The following is a 20,937-nucleotide window of genomic DNA, read 5'->3' as shown; positions in this document are numbered from 1 at the left end:
ATGCGGTGGGCTGGAGCCGAACCGTGAACGTGTTCGAGGGGACCAGGTCGAGGACCTCGGGTATCGTCGGTTGGAGCCTCGCCGACGATCGGCAGGTTGAGGAGTTGGTTGCTTGGGGGCGACCGGAGTTTCTTTCACGATCCCTTCCGATCTTCGAATCGGGAGGAGAGGACAGGACATTCTGTGACATCACCCCCACGTGTCTCTGTGGTCATCCCGACGATCGGGCGCCCAGAGCTGGCATCAGCGATCCACTCGGTGAGGGCGCAGGTCGGCGTCGAGACCCAGATCGTCGTCGTTGCCGACCTGGCGGAAGACGCGGCCGTGGCCGCCGGTGTGCTCGCGGCTGCCGGAGATGCCGAGGTCGTCTTCACGGGCGGCGGCAGACGCGGCGCGCACGGGCGGAACGTCGGTATCCAGGCGGCGACGTCGGAGTGGATCGCGTTCCTCGATGACGACGATCTGTGGCTCGAGGACAAGCTCGTCACGATGGTCGACGCTGCGGCCGCAACCGGCGCCACCGTGATCTCGTCGCGAGTGGACCAGCAGATGACGACGACGGGCGCGACGGTGGCCTCCGGCATTCCGGTGGGGCTGCTCCAAGCCGACCAGGATCCTGCTGAGTATCTGTTCCGCAAGCGCAGACCGGGTTCGGGGCGGGCGTCTCTGTTCACATCGACGCTCCTCGTCGCGCGCGAGCTCGCTGTTTCCGTGCCGTGGGATGCGTCGCTTTCGCGGCATCAGGACTGGGACTGGATCCTCCGCCTCTCGGAGCACCCGCAGTATCGGTTCCATCACGTTCCCGAGACGCTCACGATCATCAGGGTCGGGAGTTCTTCGTCGATCTCCGCGGGGAGCGATTGGGAGGCTTCGTTCGCCTGGGCCGAGCGTTCCCTCAGCGGACGGGACCCGCGTGTGTACGTCGACTTCCTGTTCGGTCAGACCCTGAGGTACGCGCTGCAGGCCCGTTCGGTGGGCGGGGTCCGGCGGGTCGTCGGTGAGGCGTGGCGAGTGAAAAGACTGCCGTCGGTCGGCCCCGTCATGATCGGCGCGGCCGGGATACTCGGACGCCGAGGAGTCGAGCGAGCGATGGCCAGCGTCCGATGACCTCGCAGACCGGATCCCGGCAGACGCGGAGCGTGAACATCGTCGCTTCCCATATCGCGCCGCGTCTGGGAATCGAGAAGGCGCTCATGGAACTGCGTCAGCTGCTGTCCGAATCGGGGTGGGAGACGAAGCTCATCTGTCTCGGAGGCGGCGCGCAGGACTTCGCCCTGGCACCGGATGCGATCGTCTGCGGCCCGCCTCTGCGCGGAGCGGCCCGATTCAATCTGCTCCGTGTGGTGAAGGCGCGCGCGCACGTGATCGAAGGTGCACCGACGATCCTCGTCGGGCTCTGGGCTGCGCTTCCGTACCTGTTCCTCGGGCGAGGGCGCGGACGCGTGATCGTGTGGGAGCACTCCCTCATGCGCCAGCAGCTGACGACGAATCGTTCCCTCCGCCTGCTCGCGCCGATCGCTGCTGTCCTCTACCGGCGCGCGGACGTCGTCGTCGCCGTCAGCGAACCGCTGGCAGACGACCTGCGGTCGGTGTTGCGCCTGAGCCGCGTGTCGGTGATTCCGAATGTCCTCGACTCCTCGCCGGAGCCTGAGCCTGAGAGCCGCTCCGCGCCGGGCGCTTCGACGCCCGGGAAGAGACTCTTCATGGCGGGGAGTCTTTCGACGACGAAGAACCAGCGTCTCGCGATCGAGGCGCTCGCCCTTCTCGCCGACCCCGACATGAAGCTCGTTATCGCCGGCGACGGCGCGACGCGTCGGGACCTCGAGGACCTCGCCGCCGCGCGAGGCGTCCGATCCCAGGTCGACTTTCTGGGGCACGTCTCACCGGATCGCGTCGCAGCGGAGTTCGCGCGCGCCGATCTACTCATCCACACCGCCGTGGGGGAGACCTTCGGTTACGTGTACTTCGAAGCCGCGAGCGCGGGCGTGCCGGTCGTCGCGGTGAGGAACCCCGTCGCCGAGCAGTTGGTTCCGGAGTACATCCCCGGTCGGGTCACCTCGGCGGATCCGCAGGCTATCGCGTACGCGATCAGGCGGTCTCTCGACGAGGAGCTGAGCGAGACCGAGATGTCGACGGCTGACCGGAAACGACAGACGAAGTTCGGGCGCGCGGCGACGGCCGTCGCGTGGAGCGAAACGGTCGGAGCCGCCTAGGTGCAGCAGATCGTCCTCACCCTCATCGTGCTCGCCGGGGCCGTCTGTGCGGTCGCGTGTGGGCGCACACTGTGGAGAGAGGCTCGGGGGGCGCCCACCGGCGTGCTCATGCTCGCGGCCACTCTGGTGATGCTCACGCTCTACGAAACGGGGTTGATCGGCAAGGGGTCGACCACTCAGTTCGCGATCATCGCCGTGGGCGCGACGATCGGCCTCGTAGGGCTTCTGCACGGAAGATCCCGGGCGACGCGCGCGATCAAGGGGGACTTCCTCCTTCCCGCACTCGTCACGTTCGTCCTCTTCTTCGCCAACGCCGTCGCCAACCCCACGCAGTCGATGCTCGAGATCTTCGCGCGGCTCGCCCCTCTGATGTTCTGGCTCCTCGTCGGCGTCGTCCTGTCGACCACTCCTGTCCCGGTCTCCGCGGTGGGCGCGGCGATGGGACTCAGTCTCGCCGTCGCGGCGGTGGCCTCCGCGTTCTCTGTGTCCTGGCGGGGATGCGATCAGTTCAAATGCGGGTTCTTCGGCGCCATCTTCCGGGGGCCCTTCCCCTCGGAGAACTACCTCGCGCAGATCGCCGGGCTCGCCGCGATCGCCGCGTTCGCCATCGGGGCCGCGCGGCTTCGCATCCTGATCCTGGGGCTTTCGGCCCTGGTGCTGCTGGCGGCGACGTCGCGCACAGCCATCGTCGCGCTCCTCGCGTCGCTCGTCGTCGGGTGGATTCTCGTCAAGGCGCGCCCGGCGGTACGTCGCGGCTCCGTGCTCGTGATCGTGGTCGCCGGCGCCCTCGCAAGCGTCTGGATCGTCTCGTCCGCGGCGCCGGATTCGTTCAGCAACCGAGGGTGGATCTGGATGCGGTCGATCCAGGCGGTGGGAGACGACGTGCTGTTGGGCGTCGGGATCGATCGCTGGGCGCAGCTGCAGGGCGTCGGCGCGCTTCCGGTCAACAACTTCCCGCACAACCAGCTGGTCCTGCTGTTCTTCGCGGGGGGTCTGGTCGCCTGCGCGGCGTACCTGTTCATGATCTGGCGCATCACCCGGCATACGGTGTCGCATCCCGCGACCGCGGCGGCCGGCTTCGCTCTGGTCGCCTACGTGCTCGTCGGAGGCATCACCGAGGTGATGTGGAATCCCGCCACGATCGACGGGCACTGCGTGCCGATCCTCTTGGTGTTGGCGCTCCGAGCGGCGTCGCTGGCCGGCCCGGATCAGGCGAACGATCGCGACCTTCACACACTTGACGCATCGCACACCAGGAGAACCCGCCGTTGACAACCACCGCACCCACAGACCCGCTCGTTTCCGTCATCCTGCCGGTCCACAACGCAGGAGCGCACCTCGACCAGACGTTCGCCGCGCTCGGAGCGCTGACCTACGCAGAGATCGAGATCATCTTGGTCGACGATGCGTCCGAGGACGACTCCCGGACCCGCATCGAGGGTTTCGTCGCGGATGAACCTCGGGCACGCCTTCTGCCGCTCGAGGACAACGTCGGCGCCGCGCAAGCACGCAATCTCGGACTGGAGCTCGCCCGAGGCGCGTACGTCTGGTTCGTGGACTGGGACGATCAGTGGTCGCCGACCATCCTGCGTCGTCTCGTGGACGAGGCCGTCGCCGAGGATGCGGATGTCGTGATCTGCACCGGCGTGTGGCGTTTGGCGTCGGGCCTCGACGTCGGGGTGACCGACGGGGTGCCGTACCGGGCCGCCGTCGATGGCGCGGCCGCGATGGACCTGCTGTTGGCGGATCGCATCAAGGGGTATCTGTGGAACAAGCTGATCCGGCGGACCGTCCTCCCTCCCGCCCCGTTTCCGCGCATCACGACGCAAGAGGATCTGTGTGCCGTCGCAGCGCTCCTGCCGCGCGCACGGAAGGTCGTGTGCCTGCCGGACCGTCTGTACTTTCACGTCGTCCGCGAGGGGTCGCTGTCGAATTCGCGTGACCCGGCACTCGAGAACTTCGACACGTCCCGCGCCGCGGTCCACCGCGCGGCCGCAGCCCTGCCGGCGACGCCGCGGCGCCGTCGCCTTCTTCGTCACTGGGACGTCGCCTGGTATGTGAGCCGCGCCGGCACGGCGCTGCGGCTCTCGGATGCGCAGAGCGCCGGCCGTGCACTGGATGACCTCCGGCGGCACGTGAGTCTGGCAGACATCGCCGACAGCGTGCGGATCGCTCCTCGCACCGCGCTGAAAGCGCTGACGATGAAGCTCATGGGGCGCAGCTACGTGCGGCTGCGCGCTCTTGTGGTGCGCGCTCGCACGGCGGTCCGCTCTCGGCGCTCGAGCTCGTCTGCGCGTCCGTCGGCCCCGCAAGCGCGCGTGCTCATCCGCACCCTGCCGCTCCGGCGGGGGAACTACGGCGGCATCCTGCAGGCTTTCGCGCTGCAGAAGGCGGTCCGCGGTCTCGGGTTCGCTGCGACGACCGATGTGTCGGAGAAGATGCCGCTCGGATCCACCGCGAAGAAGCATGTCCTGCGGATCCTGACCGTGGTCACCCGGCGCCCGGTCGGATTCGATGCGCGGAGCAGAATCTTGAACTCCCGCATCGAAGGGTTCATCACGCGGCACCTCTCGACGACGCGTCTCTATACTTTCGGTCGCTGGGTTCCGCGGCGGCGTTCGAACGCCTATTTGGCGATGATCACGGGCAGCGACCAGGTGTGGCGGACCGAGTACGGCGATGTGGAGTCGTACCTCTTCGACTGCCTTGCGGAGCATTCCCCCGTGCGGCGGATCGCGTTCGCCGCATCGTTCGGAACATCTGACCCCCATCTGGGCTCGCCGAAGGCGAAGGCACTGGCGGGGCGCTTCGATGCCATCTCCGTCCGCGAAGATGCGGCCGTCGCCATCTGTGAGCGCATGTGGGGCGTCCCGTCGGTCCGGATGCCGGATCCGACGTTCCTTCTGGACCGAGCCGACTACGAGCACCTCGTGGACCTTGCGCGACCAGAAGAGAAGACCGGGCCGGGCGTCTTCGTCTACGTTCTCGACACGTCCCCGAGCGTCCGTCAGTTGCTCGAGGAGCTTCCTTCCGTGCTCGGGAAGCCCGTTCGGACACTCGCGGTGCCCTCTGCCAAGGGCGCAGCGGGAAGCGGATTGGCTCCCCGCCCGTCCATCGAACAGTGGATAGCGTCGATACGGGATGCGGACGCGGTGATCACCGATTCGTTCCACGGAACGGTGTTCGCCCTGATCTTCAACCGTCCTTTCGTTGCGGTGGGCAACGTGGAGCGTGGGATGGCGCGGTTCGAGTCTCTGCTTGGTCGGTTCGGTCTCGAAAGCCAACTCGTGCAGACGGGGGATGACGCTGCGGCACACGCCCAGCGTGTGGCCGACGCGTTGCGGGGTGACCTGGACTGGCAGATGGTCAATGAGATGATCGCCGACGAGCGCGAGCGCGGCCTGAGCTTTCTGCGATCCGAGTTGGGCAGCACGCGGACGTGAGAGCTGCCGTGGTCAGTTTCGGCGCAGAGCCGTGCGAACGAGACCCCAGGAACCACGCATCTCCCTGACGCCACCCGGGGTCAGGGCGATCGCCGCCCCGTAGACGATCGTCGAGATCACCGCACCGGTGAGGACGGCGAGGCCTGCGGCTTCGATGCTCAGCGCGTCGAGGAGCAGTGTCGTCACCGCGAAGCCGATGCCGCCCGCGAGCAGGAGACGACCTCCGTTGAGCCCGAACCGGACCGGGTCCTGACCTGCCGTGCGCCAGAGCCAGATCAGGTTGATCGGCCACGTGATCGCGCGGCCGAGCGCATACGCCCACGCGACGGCTTCCACGCTGATGAAGGCCGCGCCCACGATCAGCATGACCTGAAGGGGCTTCGTGACGGCGTTGCTCAGGAAGAGCTGACGCGACTGCTGATGCACGATGTACGCCCAGTAGTTCGGCTGGCTGAGCGCACGGAAAGCGCCTCCGACCGCCAGGATCTGGATGAGCGGAATCGTCAAGGACCATTGATCGCCCAGCAGCAACGGGATGAGCCAGGGCGCCGTCACCGCGGTGATCAGGAGCAGCCAGATCGAGAGCGCGCAGACCGCGGTCTGGAGTCTCATCAGCGCGGCAGAGGGGTTGCGCCCTTCTTCGATCGCCCGGTTGATCGTGGGGACCACGACGTTCGTGAGCGGACTGAACACCGCAGTGATCGGCAGCATGAAGAGCTGGAAGGCTCTGTTGTACTGGCCCAGGGGTGGGGCGCCCCACACCGCGCCGATCATCAGCGTGTCGGCATTGTCGGCCGCGAAGGTGAGAACCTGCGCTCCGCCGAAGTGCGCTCCGGACTTGACGAGGCGGAGCGAGTCGCTTCCTCGCCGTGGCCGGCTCGGCAACCAGCGGGTGAGGATGCCGCTGCCGAGGAGGAGGATGAGCGACTGGCCGACGAGTTGCGCGACGAGGGCCCAATAGCCCCACCCGGCGAGGGCACCCGTGATGCCGAGAGCCAAGCCCGCGAAGCGGGCGAAGACGTTGTTCCCCGCGAGCGCAGTGAAGCGCATCGAGCGGGCGAGGCGCACCTGGTACTGGGACTGCAGTCCGTTCAGCACCAGCACGCCGGCCATGACGGGCACGATGGAGGCGAGGCGCGGCTCGTCGTAGAGAGCCACGATCAGCGGCGTCGACAGCGCGAGGACGATCGCGACGATGAAGCTGAGCGCTCCGGTGATCCAGAACACATTCGAGGCCTGCTGGTTGCTCAGCTCGCGAGACTGGAGCGCGGCGGTGGGCATGCCGAAGTCGCGCAGCAGTTCGCCGATCCCGACGAAGATCGCGACCATGGCGATCAGCCCGAAGTCCCCAGGGGACAGCAGTCGCGAGAGAATGATCGTTCCCACGAACTGAACACCCATTGTGGCGACCTGGCCGGCGATCGTCGCTCCCGCACCGCGGGCGCCCCGGCTCAGCGTGTCATCGGTCATCGGGGCCCGAGCTTTCGACGGGTGCGAACGTGGCCTGCCTCACGCATCGCCGCGCAGTCCCAGGGAACGACCGCCGTCGACGGCGAGTTCCTGGCCCGTGATGAAGTCCGCCGCCGAGCTCGCGAAGAACGCGACGGCCTCCGCGACGTCTTCCGAGCGGCCGATCCTGTCGAGCACGTTGGTGCCGCGAAGACGATCCAGCTCGTTGAGGGTGGGCTCGCCGCGCTGGACGATGCCAGGGGACACGGTGTTGATCGTCACCCCGTGGGCGCCGAGCTCGATGGCCGCCGACTTGGTGTAGCCGACGAGGCCCGCCTTCGACGCGCCGTACTCCGCGAAGTTCGCCTTGCCGTGCGATCCCAGGACCGAGCCGACGTTGATGATCTTCCCGGAGTGGGCGGCGACCATCTTCGCGGCGGCTGCTCTGGTGCACGCGATGGCGGAACGGAGATTGCTGGACAGGACGCCGTCCACGACCTCCATCGACTGCTCCCACACGGGCTTGTTGGCGCCCCGGGCGCTTCCACCGGCGCAGTTGACGAGGATGTCGATTCGATCGAGAGCGCCGAAGAACGCATCGATCTGCACGATGTCGTCCAGATCGACCACGGCGGGATGGCACACCCCGCCCAATGCGCCGATCTCTTCGGTGACGGCGCTGAGTTTGTCCGCGTTCCGGCCGAGTGCGTAGATCTCGGCGCCGTCCGCAGCGAGCCGGATGGCGATGGCGCGGCCCACAGCTCCGCTCGCGCCGGTGACGACGGCAACGCGTCCGTCGAAGCGCAGAGCCTTCGACACCACGGTCACTTCATACGGCCGAGACATCCGCACTCGCGTCAGGCGATCGCGCACGGGTCCGAGCAGCCGCGACTTCCAGCGACGTCGTGTACTCATCGGCGCACTCCCTTTCCGGATGCTGCTCTGCCGGGCAGGTGCCCGATCCCGTCCTTCGCGTTCATCGCATGACTCCGAGCTTGCGCAGCACTCTTCGAGCGAATCGGATGGCGCGACGGTGCAGGGTATTGCTTCCGGGGCCTTCCGAGATGGTCGTGTAGTAGCCCTTGAGCTGGCGGATGTCGGACACTTTCTCGGTGAAGACCTCGAGAACGCGGGGGCCGGGTGTCGCGGGGTCTGTCAGCCAGGCGATTCCGTCCGGAAGGTGCTCCGCCGTTCCGACCGCGTTGTAGCCGATCGCCAGCGATTCGACCCATCCCTGCGCCGTGGCGGAGTGGCCTGCGGTGACATGCTTCTGCGCCGCGACGGTGTAGCTCGACGGCAGCGGGGAGTGCATGATCGCGCCCCCCTCGTTGTTCAGGAGGACGATGCGCAGGTTCGGGGGGAGGTCCCTGATCCAGAGGGAGTTCATGTCGTAGAAGAAGGTGAGGTCGCCGATGATCAGGTAGGTCGGGCGATCCGTCGACGCCGCGTAGCCGATCGCTGTCGACATGCACCCGTCGATCCCATTGACCCCACGGTTGCAGAACACATCGACAGAGGTATCCACGTCGTAGAGCTGCGCCATCCGGATCGGCGCGCTGTTGGCGATGTGGAGCGCGCTGTTCGCAGGCAGTGCGCGCAGCACGGCGCCGATCACCGCCAGCTCGCCGTGCGGAGGAGCCGGTGCCGGCACCGAGCTCGCCGCGCGAAGAACCTTGCCGGCGTACGGTGCCGCCGTGTGGACGCCCCCGTCGACGTCGACCAGTGACCGCAGGAATCGGCCGGGTTCGGTGGGGAACACATCGCTGAGGCGACGGAACGGGTCAGAGACGGTTCCGTCGGGATCGATCCGCCAGTGCTCGAACTCCGCTCCGTCGAGATAGTTCTTGAGCTCGTCCTTGAAGACGATGTTCCCTCCCAAGGTCAGAACAACGTCGGGTTTGAGCGCCCCGGGTCTGGACTCTTTGCTCTTCAGGAAGGCCAGAGGCAGCTCGACGCGGCGTGATTGATGGAGGTTGGAGAGATGGTCTGCCAGGACCACGCAGTCGAACGTGTCGAGGAAGGCTTCGAGGGCGTCCAACGTGTCCGCGGACGGCCTCGGTCCCTGACCCCAGACCAGCATCACGCGCTGGGAGCGGAGCCGTCGGGCTGCCTCGCCCCAGTCGGGTCCGTCGCCCTCGATCGGGTGCCGGGTGATGACCCTCGCGCGGGGGAGGGCGCGCACGTTGAACGCGATGCCCGTGTGGTTCGCGAGGGGGATGTTGATGTGCACGGGCCCGCCGCCCGCGCTCTTCGCCTCGATCAGCGCCTCATTGATGACGCGGTTGCAGTACCAGGCGTCCCGGGGATTGCCGATCGGCCGAAGATGGGCCGTGTAGCGGCAGAACCCCTCGAACAGACGCGTCTGATCGAACATCTGGTCCTCCATCTGATGGAGGAACTCAGGCAGACGATCGGTGGTCAGGACGACGAGAGGGAGCTTCTGGTAGTAGGCCTCCGCCATCGCAGAACCGTAGTTGACGGCAGCGGTCCCGGAGGTGCAGATCGTCGCAGCGGGCGCACCCGTCGCTTGGATCAGTCCCAGTGCGAAGAAAGCCGCCGAACGCTCGTCGACCACCGAGTGCAGCGTGAAGAAGCTGTCGTTCTCGAAGCTGCGGGTGAACGCATAATGACGGCTGCCCGGCGAGATGACGATATTGCGGACTCCGTGGGCTTTGAGGAGCGCGAGGAGTTCCAGCACGAGGGGATCGTTGGCGTACATGCAGTCCTGGGTGATCGGTGGGGCGGGGAGGTTTTCGGCGCGGAGCCGGGCGTGACGGAAGGCTAGATCGCAGAGTCGCCGGGGGCGGCGACCGCGCGGATCGTCTTGGCCAGGATCGCGATGTCACCCAGCAGCGACCAGTTCTCGACGTAGTACAGGTCCAGACGAACGGTCTGATCCCAGTCGAGTGTGCTGCGGCCGCTCACCTGCCAGAGCCCGGTTATCCCGGGACGGGCGAGCAGGCGACGGCGTGCGGCGTCGGTGTACAGGGCAACCTCGGCTGCGACCTGAGGTCGGGGACCGACGAGACTCATCGAGCCGGTGAGGACGTCGAAGAGCTGGGGCAACTCGTCGAGGGAGTACTTCCGGATGAACCGGCCGACGGGGGTGATGCGTGGATCATTCTGGATCTTGAAAAGCGGCTGCTTCGCGGTGCCCTGTGCCGTGAGAAGGGCGGCCAGTTCGTCGTCGGCACCGACGCGCATCGAGCGGAACTTGTGCATGCGGAATGGTTGGCCCTTGATGCCGATGCGTTCATGGCTGAAGAGCAGCGGGCCGCGGCTCGTGGTCTTCACGGCGATGGCGACCGCCAGGAGGACGGGCGAGAGGAGGAGGATGAGCACGGAGGACGATGCGATATCGAACGTCCTCTTGACGAAGCGCTGCCCTCGTGAAAAGCGCGGAGTCTCGACGTGGATCAGGGGCAGGCCCGCAACCGGTCGGGTATGGATGCGCGGGCCGGCGATGTCGACGATGTTCGGAGCGAGGACGAGGTGCTGACGACCCGCCTCGAGCGTCCAGGAGATCTCTTTCACCTTGTGCGGTGGCAGATCGTCCGTGCTCGTGACGGCGACGGTGTCTGCACCTGACGCCGCGATCGCGCTCTGGACAGAGTCGACGTCTCCCATGATGGGGATGTCGCTGCCCGGCACCGTCCCAGAGACGCGGCCGGAAGGAACACACGCACCGACGACGCGATATCCCGCAGCGGGTGTGCGGGCGAGTTCCTGCGAGACCTGCACCACGGATTCCACCGAGCCGACGAGGAGAACGTGGGCCGAGTACTCACCCATCCGTCGCTGAGCGTCCAACCAGCCGCGCCACAGCCATCGCGTCAGGACCAGAACGGCCACGCCCAGCGGGAGGCTGATGAGCAGGTAGCCTCGCGCGACATCCACGCGGAACAGGAACGCGAGGATGGCGATGACGCCGAAGAGTCGGAAGCTCGCATCGGCTACCCGCACGTACTCCGTCGTTCCGACGCCGATCACACGATCGCTCCGTGTGTCAGAGAGCGCGAGCGCCCCCATCCAGGCGGCCACGAGGACGAACGAGAAGACCCAGTAGGGGACGAGCGGGAGGCCCTCCACGTCGTCCGAAGAGGTTCCGAACCACAACACGTGCACCCCGAACACGACCCAGACGAGGACGAGGAGGTCGCTGAGCAGGAGACGCCTGGAATATCGCCGGCGCCACCCGATGCCGTCGGGCGAAGATTCGGTCGGCGATAATCCGGCGGCCGGCGAGCGCATCGATTCCGTCGTGAGAGATGCGCCGCTTGCCGAAATATCCACTGTTGAAACTGCGCCTTTCGCCGTCGGGAGTCATCGCCGGCTCGTAGCCGTGCCGTGTGCGATCGCGAGGAGATATCTCGGGCGCATTTCACAATCGCGATCGCGAAAGCAACGGTAGCAGGCGCCCGACATGCGGAGTGCAATATGCGAAAGGCGCATATCCGCGAGCCGATGAGGAATGCTCTTATGCGTCCGCATTACGCAAATACGTCCAATTTGCGCACATTTCAACGGCGACTATTGGGCGTCTTTCGGTATCACCGGCGGGAGCTGCGGCTGCGCCCCTCGGGGGTGGGCGGAGCGTCGATCCCGAAGGTCGCATCCAGCCAGTCCGTGTCCTCCTGCGTGTGCGGAGTGGTAGCCGTCTCGACCGGGGGCGTGGCCGAACCCGCGGTCGGCCGCGAACGCGCGGCGGCGCGCACCGCCGGGCGCTTCTCGGTCTCCTGTGCCTCGGCCTCCGGGGCGCTTCGGTATTCGTACCCGTACCCGTAGGAGTAGTGAGAGTCCGGCCCTCGCGTCGGCACCATGGTCAGGACCACGCCGGCGATCTTCGCGCCCACCGTGCCCAGGATCTCGACAGCGTCGGAGAGTTGGTGGCGGTTGGTCTTGCGCGTCGAGACGACGACGATGGCGCCGCTGGTGGCTCGCGCGAGGATGGCCGCGTCGGTCACGGGAAGAAGCGGCGGGGCGTCGCAGAGGACGATGTCGAACTCCGCTTCGAGCATCCCCAGCAGGGAATTCATCTGCTTCGATCCCAGCAGCTCGCTGGGGTTCGGTGGGATCTTCCCCGCCGGGAGCACATAGAGGCTCCGCTGCCCCCAGGTCTGCATGACGTCGGTCACGTCGGCTCGCCCGATGAGGACGTCGGTGAGGCCGGCGGCGCCCTCGAGCCCGAGGTGTTCGGCGATCTTCGGCTTGCGCAGGTCAGTGTCGATCAACGCGACGCGTTTTCCTGCGTCTGCCAGGGCGATCGCGAGATTGATGGTCGTCGTGGACTTTCCCTCATTGGGCAGGCTCGAAGTCACGACGAACGATGACCTGCCGCCCATGTCGAGGAACTGCAGATTCGTCCGCAGCGCACGGAATGACTCGGCTCGGGGGCTGAGCGGATCCGCGTGCACGATGAGCGGACGCTCCTTCGCCTTGGGGTCGAAGGCGATGGCGCCGATGAGCGGTCTGTCCGTGACCTGCTCGACGTCGCGAGGCGTGCGGATGCGGGTGTCGAGCGCCGTTCGAAGGACCGCGACCGCGAGGCCCCCGGCGAGTCCGACCAATCCTCCGAGTGCGAGATTCAGCGGAATGTTCGGGCTGGACGGGCTGAGAGGCGGCAGAGCGTCGCGCACCCTCGTGAGACGCACGGGGCTCTCCGCTTCGCCGACTGTCTCGATCGATTCGACGGCGGCGGTGAGACTGGCCCCCAGCGCGTTGGCGACCTCAGCCGCGAGCAGCGGATCGGAATCCGTCACGGTGATCGTGATGAGCGTCGTGTTCACGGCACTGGAAGCCTCGATCTGACTGGCCAGTTCGGTCGCCGTCACGCCGAGTTCGAGCTCGGCGATCACGGGGTTGATGACGATCGGGGTCGTGACAAGCGTGGCGTAGGTGATCACGCGCGACTGTGTGAAGTTCGACCCCTGCTGCAGCTCACCGATCGTCCCCCCGGTCTGCGTCGACACGAAGACCGTGCTCCGCGCCTCGTACTGCGGTGTTTTCGTCAGCGAGTAGCCCGCTGCAGCAGCGACCCCGAGAAGGGCAGCGACGACGATGATGATCCAGTTCTTTCGCAGGATCCGGATGTAGTCGGTGAGCTCCATGTCGCCTCTCGGTGTCGCGCGGTCGCGGCCAATACTTACACAGGAGCGAATGCGCGCATCATCGTCGGCTGGTTCGCCGTCAGCCGGCCAGAGCGGTTCGCAGGACGTGTGTCACGGTGAGAATCGCCGGTTGCAGCTGAGCTGCGGATCGCTGGTAAACCGCCCACGGGCGGCGATACGGATCGATGACGTCATCGTCTGCGGGGTCGGCCGGAGGCGCTGATTCTCCGCGCATCATCGCGGTGACCTCCGCCAGCGCCTGGACCTTCCGCGACGCTTCAGGCCCGCCCGCGGCGACCGCCTCTCGGACAGCGCCGACGGGCGCGGCCGCGGCCAGGCGAGCGAACTCGCGGATGGTGAACGTCGACCGCACGCGCGAGGGCGCGATCTCCGCGACCGCCCTGCGATGGTCGCGCGTCATGGTCAGAACGAGGCCGGAAGAGCGGAGAAGCTCCTCGGTGAGCAATCGCGCCCGGTGGCGATCGGCATCCGGTTCGGGCACACCGAGATTCACCGCGAGGTGTCGCGCTTCGGGGGTCATCGGGGACGCCTCGAGGGCGTGCGTTCCGGCGCTGGAGACCCTCGCGCCGAGGTCGCCGAGACGCGCGCGCAGCAACTGCTCGGCGAGAGGGGACCGGCAGACGTTGCCGGTGCAGACGGTGAGGATGTCGAACATCGGGCCCTTCGAAGTCGGGGCTAACGTGGACGGGTGGCTGACCACTCTAGCTATCAGGCCGTATCCGACGACGCCGGGCCGGTGAGCCCGCCGATGGCTCGCCCGCCACGAACGCCCCGAACCGACTGGCGGCTCGGCGGTCGCACGGTGCGGCACTGGCGGGAACCTCTGCTGGCCATCGCGCTGGGCGGGCTCGCGCTGTCGCTGCTGGCAGCTGCCGCCGTCACGCAGGTCTGGCCGGCGATGGCGGTGCTCTCGATGGTCGTGCTCTGGGTGGGGATGGCGGCCGTGTGCGTGTACGCGCTGTCGCTGTCGCGCCCGGTCGGTCTCTTCCGATTCCGCCCGGTCGACGTCATCTACGGCGTGGTGATCGCCGGGATGCTGCGCATCGTCCAGGGCTGGGTCGAGATCGCTCTGACCGGGCGGGCGCCGTTTCCCTCCTACCCGCTGATCGAGGGTCGGCTGGGCGTCGGGACCTGGCTCGTCGAGGGGGGAGGGGCCGTGCTCGTCGGACCCGTCGTCGAAGAGTTCTTCTTCCGCGTCGTGATCCTGGTGGCGGTCTACACCGTGCTGCGGCGGCCCTTCGGTCACCGTGCGGCCGGTGTGATCTCGGTGCTCGCGAGTGCGGGGGTGTTCGTTCTCGCCCACGCCGTTACGGCAGGTGGTGACCCCAGCGGAATCTTGGCTGTCGCCGGTCTGGGACTGGTCTGTGGTCTGCTCGTGGTGCTCACCGGTCGTGTCTGGGCGGCGGTGCTCACCCACGCCTGCTTCAACGCGTCGTACGTCGTGCTGGCCGCTGTCGGCACCGCCTGGGGCTGAGTGGTCAGACAGTATCCGCACGAGATTGACGTGAATTCTGGGGCCTTGGGGAGCCCCGTCGCGAATCCGAAACCTGTCCACCGTACGGTGGACATTATCCGAACTATTTGTCCCCCAAAGGGAGGACAAATAGTTCGGTCCTGTCCGTCGGATGGGGGACATTAGCGGAATCTTAATCCGCGATGTTCGGTGAGGGTGTTTTTCCGGAGCAGGGAATCTCCCCGGATACGGTAGGCGCAACTCGCATGGAGCGGACCCGGGCGATTTACGTAGCATCGGATAAACGAGAAATTCACCGGCGTTGGCGCGCTACCTCAGAATTTACGACTTACATCCGAGGGACAAGACACATGCTGAAGAAAACACTCGCCGCCGTCGGCCTCGCCGGCGCACTGCTCATCGGGACCGCTTCGGCGGCCGTTGCCGACGGCTATCCGCCCGCAGCCGTCATCACCGTTCCCACACCGACCATCGTGCCCGGCCAGTCCACGATCATCACGGCCACCGGCCTCGGCGACCGCTTCCAGGTCACGTTCGCCGTCGCCGGCAGCAGGGGTGCAACGCTCAGCTCGATCGTCATGGCAGCGAGCGCACCCTACGCGAGCGTCGTCAAGCCCGTCACCGACGGCACGGCCTCAGCCACTTTCACCGCCTCCACCCCGGGAAGCTTCACGATCACGGTCCGCGACGGTGACACGATCCTGAGCACGACCGTCATCTCGGTCGTCGATCCCGCCAGCGCCGGCGGCGTCGGCACGGGAGGCGGCCTTCCCCCGACCGGTGGCACGGTCCCCGCGACCGTCATCTGGGCCGGCGTCGGAGCGATCGGCCTCGGCGGCGTCGCCGTCGCCGCCGTCGCGGCGCGTCGCCGGACACAGATCAACTGAACGACCCGCACGCGACGCTGACCCCGGGGAAGCCCTCGGGGTCAGCGTCGTTGTATCGCCGGCCCATCCCGGCGCTGCTGGTTGCCTGTGCGGGCGTCGCGATGACGACTGTCGTCATCGTCCTCTTCCGTGGTGTCTCGCTGCCTGAATGGTGGGGTCAGCTCGTTCAGCTGGTGGCCGTCTCGACCCCGCCGCTGGTGGCATCCGTCGTGGCGATCCGCTGGTGTGCCCGCCGAGGGGCGCTGCGTCGCCTGCTTCAATGGCGCTGGCGTGACGTCGGGGTCGGGCTCGCCGTCGCACTCGTGCTGCGCGCTCTGCAGGAGGTCATCGCACCGACGACCGGCTCGCTGCTCGTCGGGTTCGGCGCAGCATCCGTTCCCACACTCATCGTGGTCGTGGTCGGGGCGGTCGCGATCACGCCCGTCGTCGAAGAGCTGTTCTTCCGTGGCGTTCTCCTCGCTGCTCTCTGGGATGCACCCCCGCATCGGCGGCGGGGACTGGCTTCTGGTGTCGCGGTCGTCGTGTCCACCCTCGTGTTCGCGGGTTTGCACGTCCTTCCGGTCGGGGTTCCGGGTGCCGGTCTCTGGCCGGGGGCGCTCGCACCGATCCTGGTCGGGCTGGCGTGCGGCGTGCTCTTCGTGCTCACACGCCGCCTCGCCCCGGGGATCGTGGTCCACGTCGTGTTCAACGCCTCCGGTGTGCTGCTCCTCTTTATATAGGCAGCGCTGCACCGCTATATACGACGTGCCGCGTGGTCCAGGCTCGACGTTTGAGTGTGGCTCCTGGATGCCGTAGAGTAGATCCTTGGTGTCGGCTCAGCTGACCTGACATCACGAACGTGAGCCCTCCACTGGCCCTTCGGCGCGATCAGGGTCCGGACCTTCACAGGACCGGACTGACGTCGAAGCACCCCGGAGTGGGATTCACGAACATCTCCGTTCGAATAAGAAAGCAGTACTACTGTGACGCGCACTTACACCCCCAAGGCTGGCGAAGCTCAGCGCGAGTGGCTTGTCATCGACGCCACCGACGTCGTTCTCGGCCGCCTCGCCTCGCACGCCGCCGCGCTTCTGCGTGGCAAGCACAAGGCCACCTTCGCCAACCACATGGACATGGGCGACTTCGTGATCATCATCAACGCCGACAAGGTGGCGCTGACGGGTCAGAAGCTCCAGAAGAAGAAGGCTTACCGTCACTCGGGCTACCCGGGCGGCCTCAAGTCGGTCACCTACGAAGAGCTGCTCACCAAGAACCCCGAGCGCGCTGTCGAGAAGGCCGTCCGCGGCATGCTGCCCAAGAACAGCCTCGGCGCGCAGCAGCTCTCCAAGCTCAAGGTCTACCGCGGCGCCGAGCACCCCCACAGTGCCCAGCAGCCCAAGACCTTCACCCTCGACCAGGTCGCCCAGTAAGCGCCGCTTCCAGATTTAAGGACATACTCGTGGCGAACATCGAAGAGACCACCACCAACTACTCCACCGAGACCCCGGTCGACGAGACCGTCGTCGCCGCCGAGCGCCCCGTGCTCTCGGTGTCGGGCGCAGCCGTCGGCCGTCGCAAGCAGGCCATCGCGCGCGTTCGCGTGATCCCCGGCTCGGGCACCATCACGGTCAACGGCCGTGCACTCGAGGAGTACTTCCCGAACAAGCTGCACCAGCAGCTGATCACCGACCCGTTCACGGTGCTCAACCTCACCGGCGCATACGACGTCATCGCCCGCATCTCGGGCGGCGGCGACTCGGGCCAGGCCGGCGCGCTGCGCCTGGGCATCGCCCGTGCGCTCAACGAGATCGACGTTGAGAACAACCGCCCCGTGCTCAAGAAGGCCGGCTTCCTCTCGCGCGACGCCCGCGTCATCGAGCGCAAGAAGGCGGGCCTCAAGAAGGCCCGCAAGGCGCCTCAGTACTCGAAGCGCTGATCGGCACCGCTCCGATGCCGCTGTTCGGCACGGACGGTGTGCGAGGACTGGCCAACGGCCCCGTCCTCACCGCCGACCTCGCTCTCACCCTGGCCCAGGCGACTGCTGTCGTCCTGGGCCAGGGCCGCACCGCAGAAGCGCGGCGTGCCGCCGGCAAGCGGCTCACAGCCGTCGTCGCGCGTGACCCCCGCGTCTCGGGGCACTTCCTCTCGGCCGCCGTTGAAGCGGGTCTCGCTTCGTCGGGCGTCGATGTGCTCGATGCCGGTGTCCTCCCGACCCCGGCCGCGGCGTTCCTCGTCGCCGACCGTGACGCCGACTTCGGCGTCATGATCTCGGCGTCGCACAACGAGGCGCCCGACAACGGCATCAAGATCTTCGCCCGGGGTGGCGTCAAGCTGCCCGACGTCGTCGAAGCGCGCATCGAAACAGCCATGCAGGGAACGAAGCTGCAGCCCACGGGTGCGCAGGTCGGACGCATCAGCCGGTTCTCGGATGCCGAGGACCGCTACGTCATCCACTTGCTCGCCTCGCTCCCGCACCGCCTGGACGGGCTCCATGTCGTGCTGGACTGCGCGCACGGTGCCGCATCCGGCGTTTCGCCGGAGACCTTCCGCGACGCAGGCGCGCGCGTCACCGTCATCGGCGCCGACCCCGACGGGCTCAACATCAACGACGGCGTCGGATCGACGCACCTCGACCAGCTGTCCGAGGCCGTCCTCGCGCACGGGGCCGACGTCGGCATCGCCCACGACGGCGACGCCGACCGCTGCCTCGCCGTGGACGCAGCAGGGCGGATCGTCGACGGTGACCAGATCATGGCGATCCTCGCGGTCGCGATGAAGCAGCGCGGCCGACTCAAAGACGACACTCTCGTGGCGACTGTCATGAGCAACCTCGGTCTGCATCGGGCGATGGCCGATCACGGCATCACCGTCGAGCAGACCCGGGTCGGCGACCGCTACGTGCTCGAGCGCATGACCGAAGGTGGCTACTCGCTCGGCGGCGAGCAGTCCGGCCACGTCATCATGAGCGACTACGCGACCACCGGCGACGGGCTGCTCACGGGGCTTCACCTCGTGGCCGAGATGGCGCGTCAGGGCAAGTCGATGTCCGAACTGGCATCGATCATGACGGTGTACCCGCAGGTTCTCGTCAACGTCAAGGGCGTCGATCGCACGCGCGTTGCCGATCCCGGTGTGGCCGAGGCTGTCGCCGAGGCCGAAGCGGAACTCGGCGACTCAGGACGCGTGCTGCTGCGCGCGTCGGGCACCGAACCTCTCGTGCGCGTCATGGTCGAGGCATCCGAAGCCCCTGTCGCACAGGAGATCGCCGACCGCCTCGCCGAGATCGTGCGGGAGCGCCTCGCGCTCTGATTTCGTGTCAGAGTCCGGGCGGCGTCCAGGACAGCGACTCGATGTAACGCAGCAGCACGCCTTCGCGCAGTGCCCACGGCGAGACCTCGAGCGAGTCGACGTCGAGCATCGTCATCGCGGTGTGCAGCACGACCGCAGCCGCGACGATCTGGTAGGTGCGGTCGGGGGTGATTCCGGGCAGCTCCTGGCGGGCGGCTGCGGGGATCCGGGCGAGCCGCGGAATCCACGACCCGAGCGCATCACGGGGGAGGAGCAGTCGTTCGTTGCCCGGCCATGCTGGCATGGGGCTGCCGACGAGCTTCGCGAGCGAGCGGATCGCCTTGGACGATCCGACGATGTGATCCGGGGTGGGCATCGTGCTGAGCGCCGTCGCGGCCGGCGCCAGAACCTTGCGCGCGTGCTCCCGCAGCCGTTCGACGGCTTCGTCGCCGGGCGGGTCGTCGGGGAAGAACTGCACCGTCATGCGCCCCGCGCCCAGAGGCACCGATGCGGCGGCCTCGGGCAGTTCGTCGGCCCCGGCTGCGAGTTCGAGCGAGCCGCCGCCGATGTCGAAGAGCAGGATCTGGCCCGCGGACCAGCCGAACCAGCGCCGCACGGCGAGGAAGGTGAAGCGCGCCTCGGTCTCGCCGCCCAGCACCTGCAGGTCCTGGCCGAGCGCCGCTTCGATGCGAGCGATGACGGACTTGCCGTTCGTGGCATCGCGCACCGCGCTCGTGGCGGTGGCGAGCAACTCGACGACGTTCTCGCCGGCGGCGATCTCGCGCGCCTGAGCGACGGCGGCGACGAGGGCTTCGACGCCCTCCTCGCTGATCGAACCGTCGGGCTCGAGGTAGCGCATGAGGCGCAGGATGGTCCGCTGGCTCGTCGTCGCGAGCGGTCGGCCGCCGGGGATGACGTCGGCCACGAGCAGATGGACGGTGTTCGAGCCGATGTCGAGGACTCCCAGGCGCACCTGTTCAGGTTAGTCGGCTCACGGCGGTGCTGCAGATCCGCGGCGGGTCATGCGGCGCCGGGTGGGTCTCAACAGGCACTAGCATGGGCGCGATGCAAGCCGAGGATGCCGTGACGACGACGCTCGCCGACTCGCTCTACCGTGAGATCGGGCGGGCCGAATGGTCGCGTCTTGCGGCGGGTGTCGAGCAGCCGCTGTCCGAGACCGAGGTCGTGCAGATCCGGGGCCTGGGCGACCGGCTCGATCTGACCGAGGTGCGCGAGGTGTACCTGCCGCTCAGTCGACTGCTGTCGCTCTACGCGTCATCGACGAAGCACCTCGGTGTCGACACGAGCACGTTCCTCGGCGAACCCGATGTCACGACACCCTTCGTCGTCGGTGTGGCAGGCTCGGTGGCCGTCGGGAAGTCGACGATCGCCCGGTTGCTGCGCGAGCTCATGAGTCGGTGGCCGAGCACGCCGCGGGTCGAACTCGTCACGACCGACGGATTCCTCTACCCCAACGCCGAGCTCGAGCGCCGGGGGCTCATGCAGCGCAAGGGCTTTCCCGAGTCGTACGATCGGCGCGCGCTGGTCGAGTTCCTCAGCGACGTCAAGAGCGGAGCGCCCGAAGCGCGCGCGCCGTTCTACTCGCATCTGCGCTACGACATCGTGCCGGACGCCCACGTCACCGTGCGCCGACCCGACGTCGTCATCGTCGAGGGGCTCAATGTGCTGCAGCCTCCGCCCGCGCCCAACGATGTCGCCGTGAGCGACCTGTTCGACTTCTCGATCTATGTCGACGCCGACTCCGAGCACATCACCGAATGGTTCTTGAACCGATTCCTCGCCCTCAAGCGCGGAGCGTTCGCCAACCCGAGTTCGTACTTCAACAACTTCGCCCACCTCAGCGACGACGAGGCCGTGGAGTACGCGCGCGGCGTCTGGGGGGCGATCAACCTGCCCAACCTCGAGGAGAACGTGCTGCCGACCAAGCACCGCGCGACGCTCGTGCTGCAGAAGGCGGCCAACCACGCCGTGGAGCGCGTGCTGCTGCGCAAGCTCTGACGAGCCGTTCCCGCCTTCTCAGCGGGTTCGCACCCTCGCAAGCCTTACGATTGAGTC

Annotated in this window: 18 protein-coding genes; 11 read left to right on the top strand and 7 right to left on the bottom strand. The window is 67.4% G+C overall.

Annotation, left to right across the window (positions count from 1 at the left end):
* The first annotated feature begins 183 nt into the window (after positions 1-183).
* Genes AC25YV_RS04905 through AC25YV_RS04890 form a run of 4 tightly spaced genes read left to right on the top strand, consistent with a single transcriptional unit; the run spans position 184 to position 5,656 of the window.
* Positions 184-1,107 carry a glycosyltransferase family 2 protein gene (locus tag AC25YV_RS04905; RefSeq protein WP_488122711.1) on the top strand — a complete coding sequence of 308 codons (924 nt, stop codon included), beginning with the start codon at positions 184-186 and terminating at the stop codon, positions 1,105-1,107.
* Positions 1,108-1,139: 32 nt separating this feature from the next.
* The gene (locus AC25YV_RS04900; protein ID WP_488122710.1) at positions 1,140-2,213 is read left to right on the top strand and encodes a glycosyltransferase; all 1,074 of its coding nucleotides are present in this window, start codon (positions 1,140-1,142) and stop codon (positions 2,211-2,213) included.
* Positions 2,214-3,485 (top strand): O-antigen ligase family protein, encoded by a 1,272-nt coding sequence (locus AC25YV_RS04895; protein WP_488122709.1) that lies wholly within the window; start codon positions 2,214-2,216, stop codon positions 3,483-3,485.
* Positions 3,482-5,656: a polysaccharide pyruvyl transferase family protein gene (locus tag AC25YV_RS04890; RefSeq protein ID WP_488122708.1), complete on the top strand. Its 2,175-nt coding sequence runs from the start codon at positions 3,482-3,484 to the stop codon at positions 5,654-5,656. Before AC25YV_RS04895 ends, AC25YV_RS04890 begins: the two co-directional genes overlap by 4 nt.
* A gap of 12 nt (positions 5,657-5,668) precedes the next feature.
* On the opposite strand, the gene AC25YV_RS04885 is transcribed toward AC25YV_RS04890, so the two are convergent.
* The 6 genes from AC25YV_RS04885 to AC25YV_RS04860 all read right to left on the bottom strand — a co-directional run bounded on the left by AC25YV_RS04885 (position 5,669) and on the right by AC25YV_RS04860 (position 13,888).
* Complete coding sequence (locus AC25YV_RS04885) at positions 5,669-7,126, bottom strand: lipopolysaccharide biosynthesis protein (protein ID WP_488122707.1); 1,458 nt, start codon at positions 7,124-7,126, stop codon at positions 5,669-5,671.
* Between the two features lie 39 nt (positions 7,127-7,165).
* Positions 7,166-8,020: an SDR family NAD(P)-dependent oxidoreductase gene (locus tag AC25YV_RS04880; RefSeq protein WP_488122706.1), complete on the bottom strand. Its 855-nt coding sequence runs from the start codon at positions 8,018-8,020 to the stop codon at positions 7,166-7,168.
* Between the two features lie 61 nt (positions 8,021-8,081).
* Positions 8,082-9,803 (bottom strand): 2-succinyl-5-enolpyruvyl-6-hydroxy-3-cyclohexene-1-carboxylic-acid synthase, encoded by a 1,722-nt coding sequence (menD, locus tag AC25YV_RS04875; RefSeq protein ID WP_488122705.1) that lies wholly within the window; start codon positions 9,801-9,803, stop codon positions 8,082-8,084.
* A gap of 83 nt (positions 9,804-9,886) precedes the next feature.
* Complete coding sequence (locus AC25YV_RS04870; protein WP_488122704.1) at positions 9,887-11,356, bottom strand: sugar transferase; 1,470 nt, start codon at positions 11,354-11,356, stop codon at positions 9,887-9,889.
* A 299-nt stretch (positions 11,357-11,655) separates the two neighbouring features.
* Positions 11,656-13,212: a tyrosine-protein kinase domain-containing protein gene (locus tag AC25YV_RS04865; protein ID WP_488122703.1), complete on the bottom strand. Its 1,557-nt coding sequence runs from the start codon at positions 13,210-13,212 to the stop codon at positions 11,656-11,658.
* A 79-nt stretch (positions 13,213-13,291) separates the two neighbouring features.
* Entirely contained in the window at positions 13,292-13,888 is a 597-nt protein-coding gene (locus AC25YV_RS04860; protein WP_488122702.1) for an arsenate reductase/protein-tyrosine-phosphatase family protein, read from the bottom strand.
* A 33-nt stretch (positions 13,889-13,921) separates the two neighbouring features.
* Here AC25YV_RS04860 and AC25YV_RS04855 point away from each other — a divergent pair, with 33 nt between their 5' ends.
* The 6 genes from AC25YV_RS04855 (at position 13,922) to glmM (ending at position 18,882) form a co-directional block, all read left to right on the top strand.
* Entirely contained in the window at positions 13,922-14,707 is a 786-nt protein-coding gene (locus AC25YV_RS04855) for a CPBP family intramembrane glutamic endopeptidase (protein WP_488122701.1), read from the top strand.
* Between the two features lie 350 nt (positions 14,708-15,057).
* Entirely contained in the window at positions 15,058-15,594 is a 537-nt protein-coding gene (locus AC25YV_RS04850) for a hypothetical protein (protein WP_488122700.1), read from the top strand.
* Between the two features lie 101 nt (positions 15,595-15,695).
* Positions 15,696-16,313: a CPBP family intramembrane glutamic endopeptidase gene (locus tag AC25YV_RS04845; RefSeq protein ID WP_488122699.1), complete on the top strand. Its 618-nt coding sequence runs from the start codon at positions 15,696-15,698 to the stop codon at positions 16,311-16,313.
* 243 nt (positions 16,314-16,556) lie between these two features.
* Positions 16,557-17,003 carry a 50S ribosomal protein L13 gene (gene rplM / locus AC25YV_RS04840; RefSeq protein ID WP_488122698.1) on the top strand — a complete coding sequence of 149 codons (447 nt, stop codon included), beginning with the start codon at positions 16,557-16,559 and terminating at the stop codon, positions 17,001-17,003.
* A 29-nt stretch (positions 17,004-17,032) separates the two neighbouring features.
* Positions 17,033-17,509: a 30S ribosomal protein S9 gene (gene rpsI / locus AC25YV_RS04835; RefSeq protein WP_488122697.1), complete on the top strand. Its 477-nt coding sequence runs from the start codon at positions 17,033-17,035 to the stop codon at positions 17,507-17,509.
* Between the two features lie 14 nt (positions 17,510-17,523).
* On the top strand, positions 17,524-18,882 hold the full coding sequence (gene glmM, locus AC25YV_RS04830) for a phosphoglucosamine mutase (protein WP_488122696.1): 1,359 nt from the start codon (positions 17,524-17,526) through the stop codon (positions 18,880-18,882).
* Positions 18,883-18,889: 7 nt separating this feature from the next.
* On the opposite strand, the gene AC25YV_RS04825 is transcribed toward glmM, so the two are convergent.
* A complete protein-coding gene (locus AC25YV_RS04825; protein WP_488122695.1) occupies positions 18,890-19,834 on the bottom strand; it encodes a Ppx/GppA phosphatase family protein in 945 nt (314 codons plus the stop codon).
* Between the two features lie 92 nt (positions 19,835-19,926).
* Here AC25YV_RS04825 and coaA point away from each other — a divergent pair, with 92 nt between their 5' ends.
* Positions 19,927-20,880 carry a type I pantothenate kinase gene (coaA, locus tag AC25YV_RS04820; protein WP_488122694.1) on the top strand — a complete coding sequence of 318 codons (954 nt, stop codon included), beginning with the start codon at positions 19,927-19,929 and terminating at the stop codon, positions 20,878-20,880.
* Positions 20,881-20,937 lie beyond the last annotated feature (57 nt).

This window comes from Microbacterium sp. Y832 (assembly GCF_057669765.1).
Note: the sequence above shows the minus strand (reverse complement) of the source record. Positions and strands in the feature narration are given on the sequence as shown.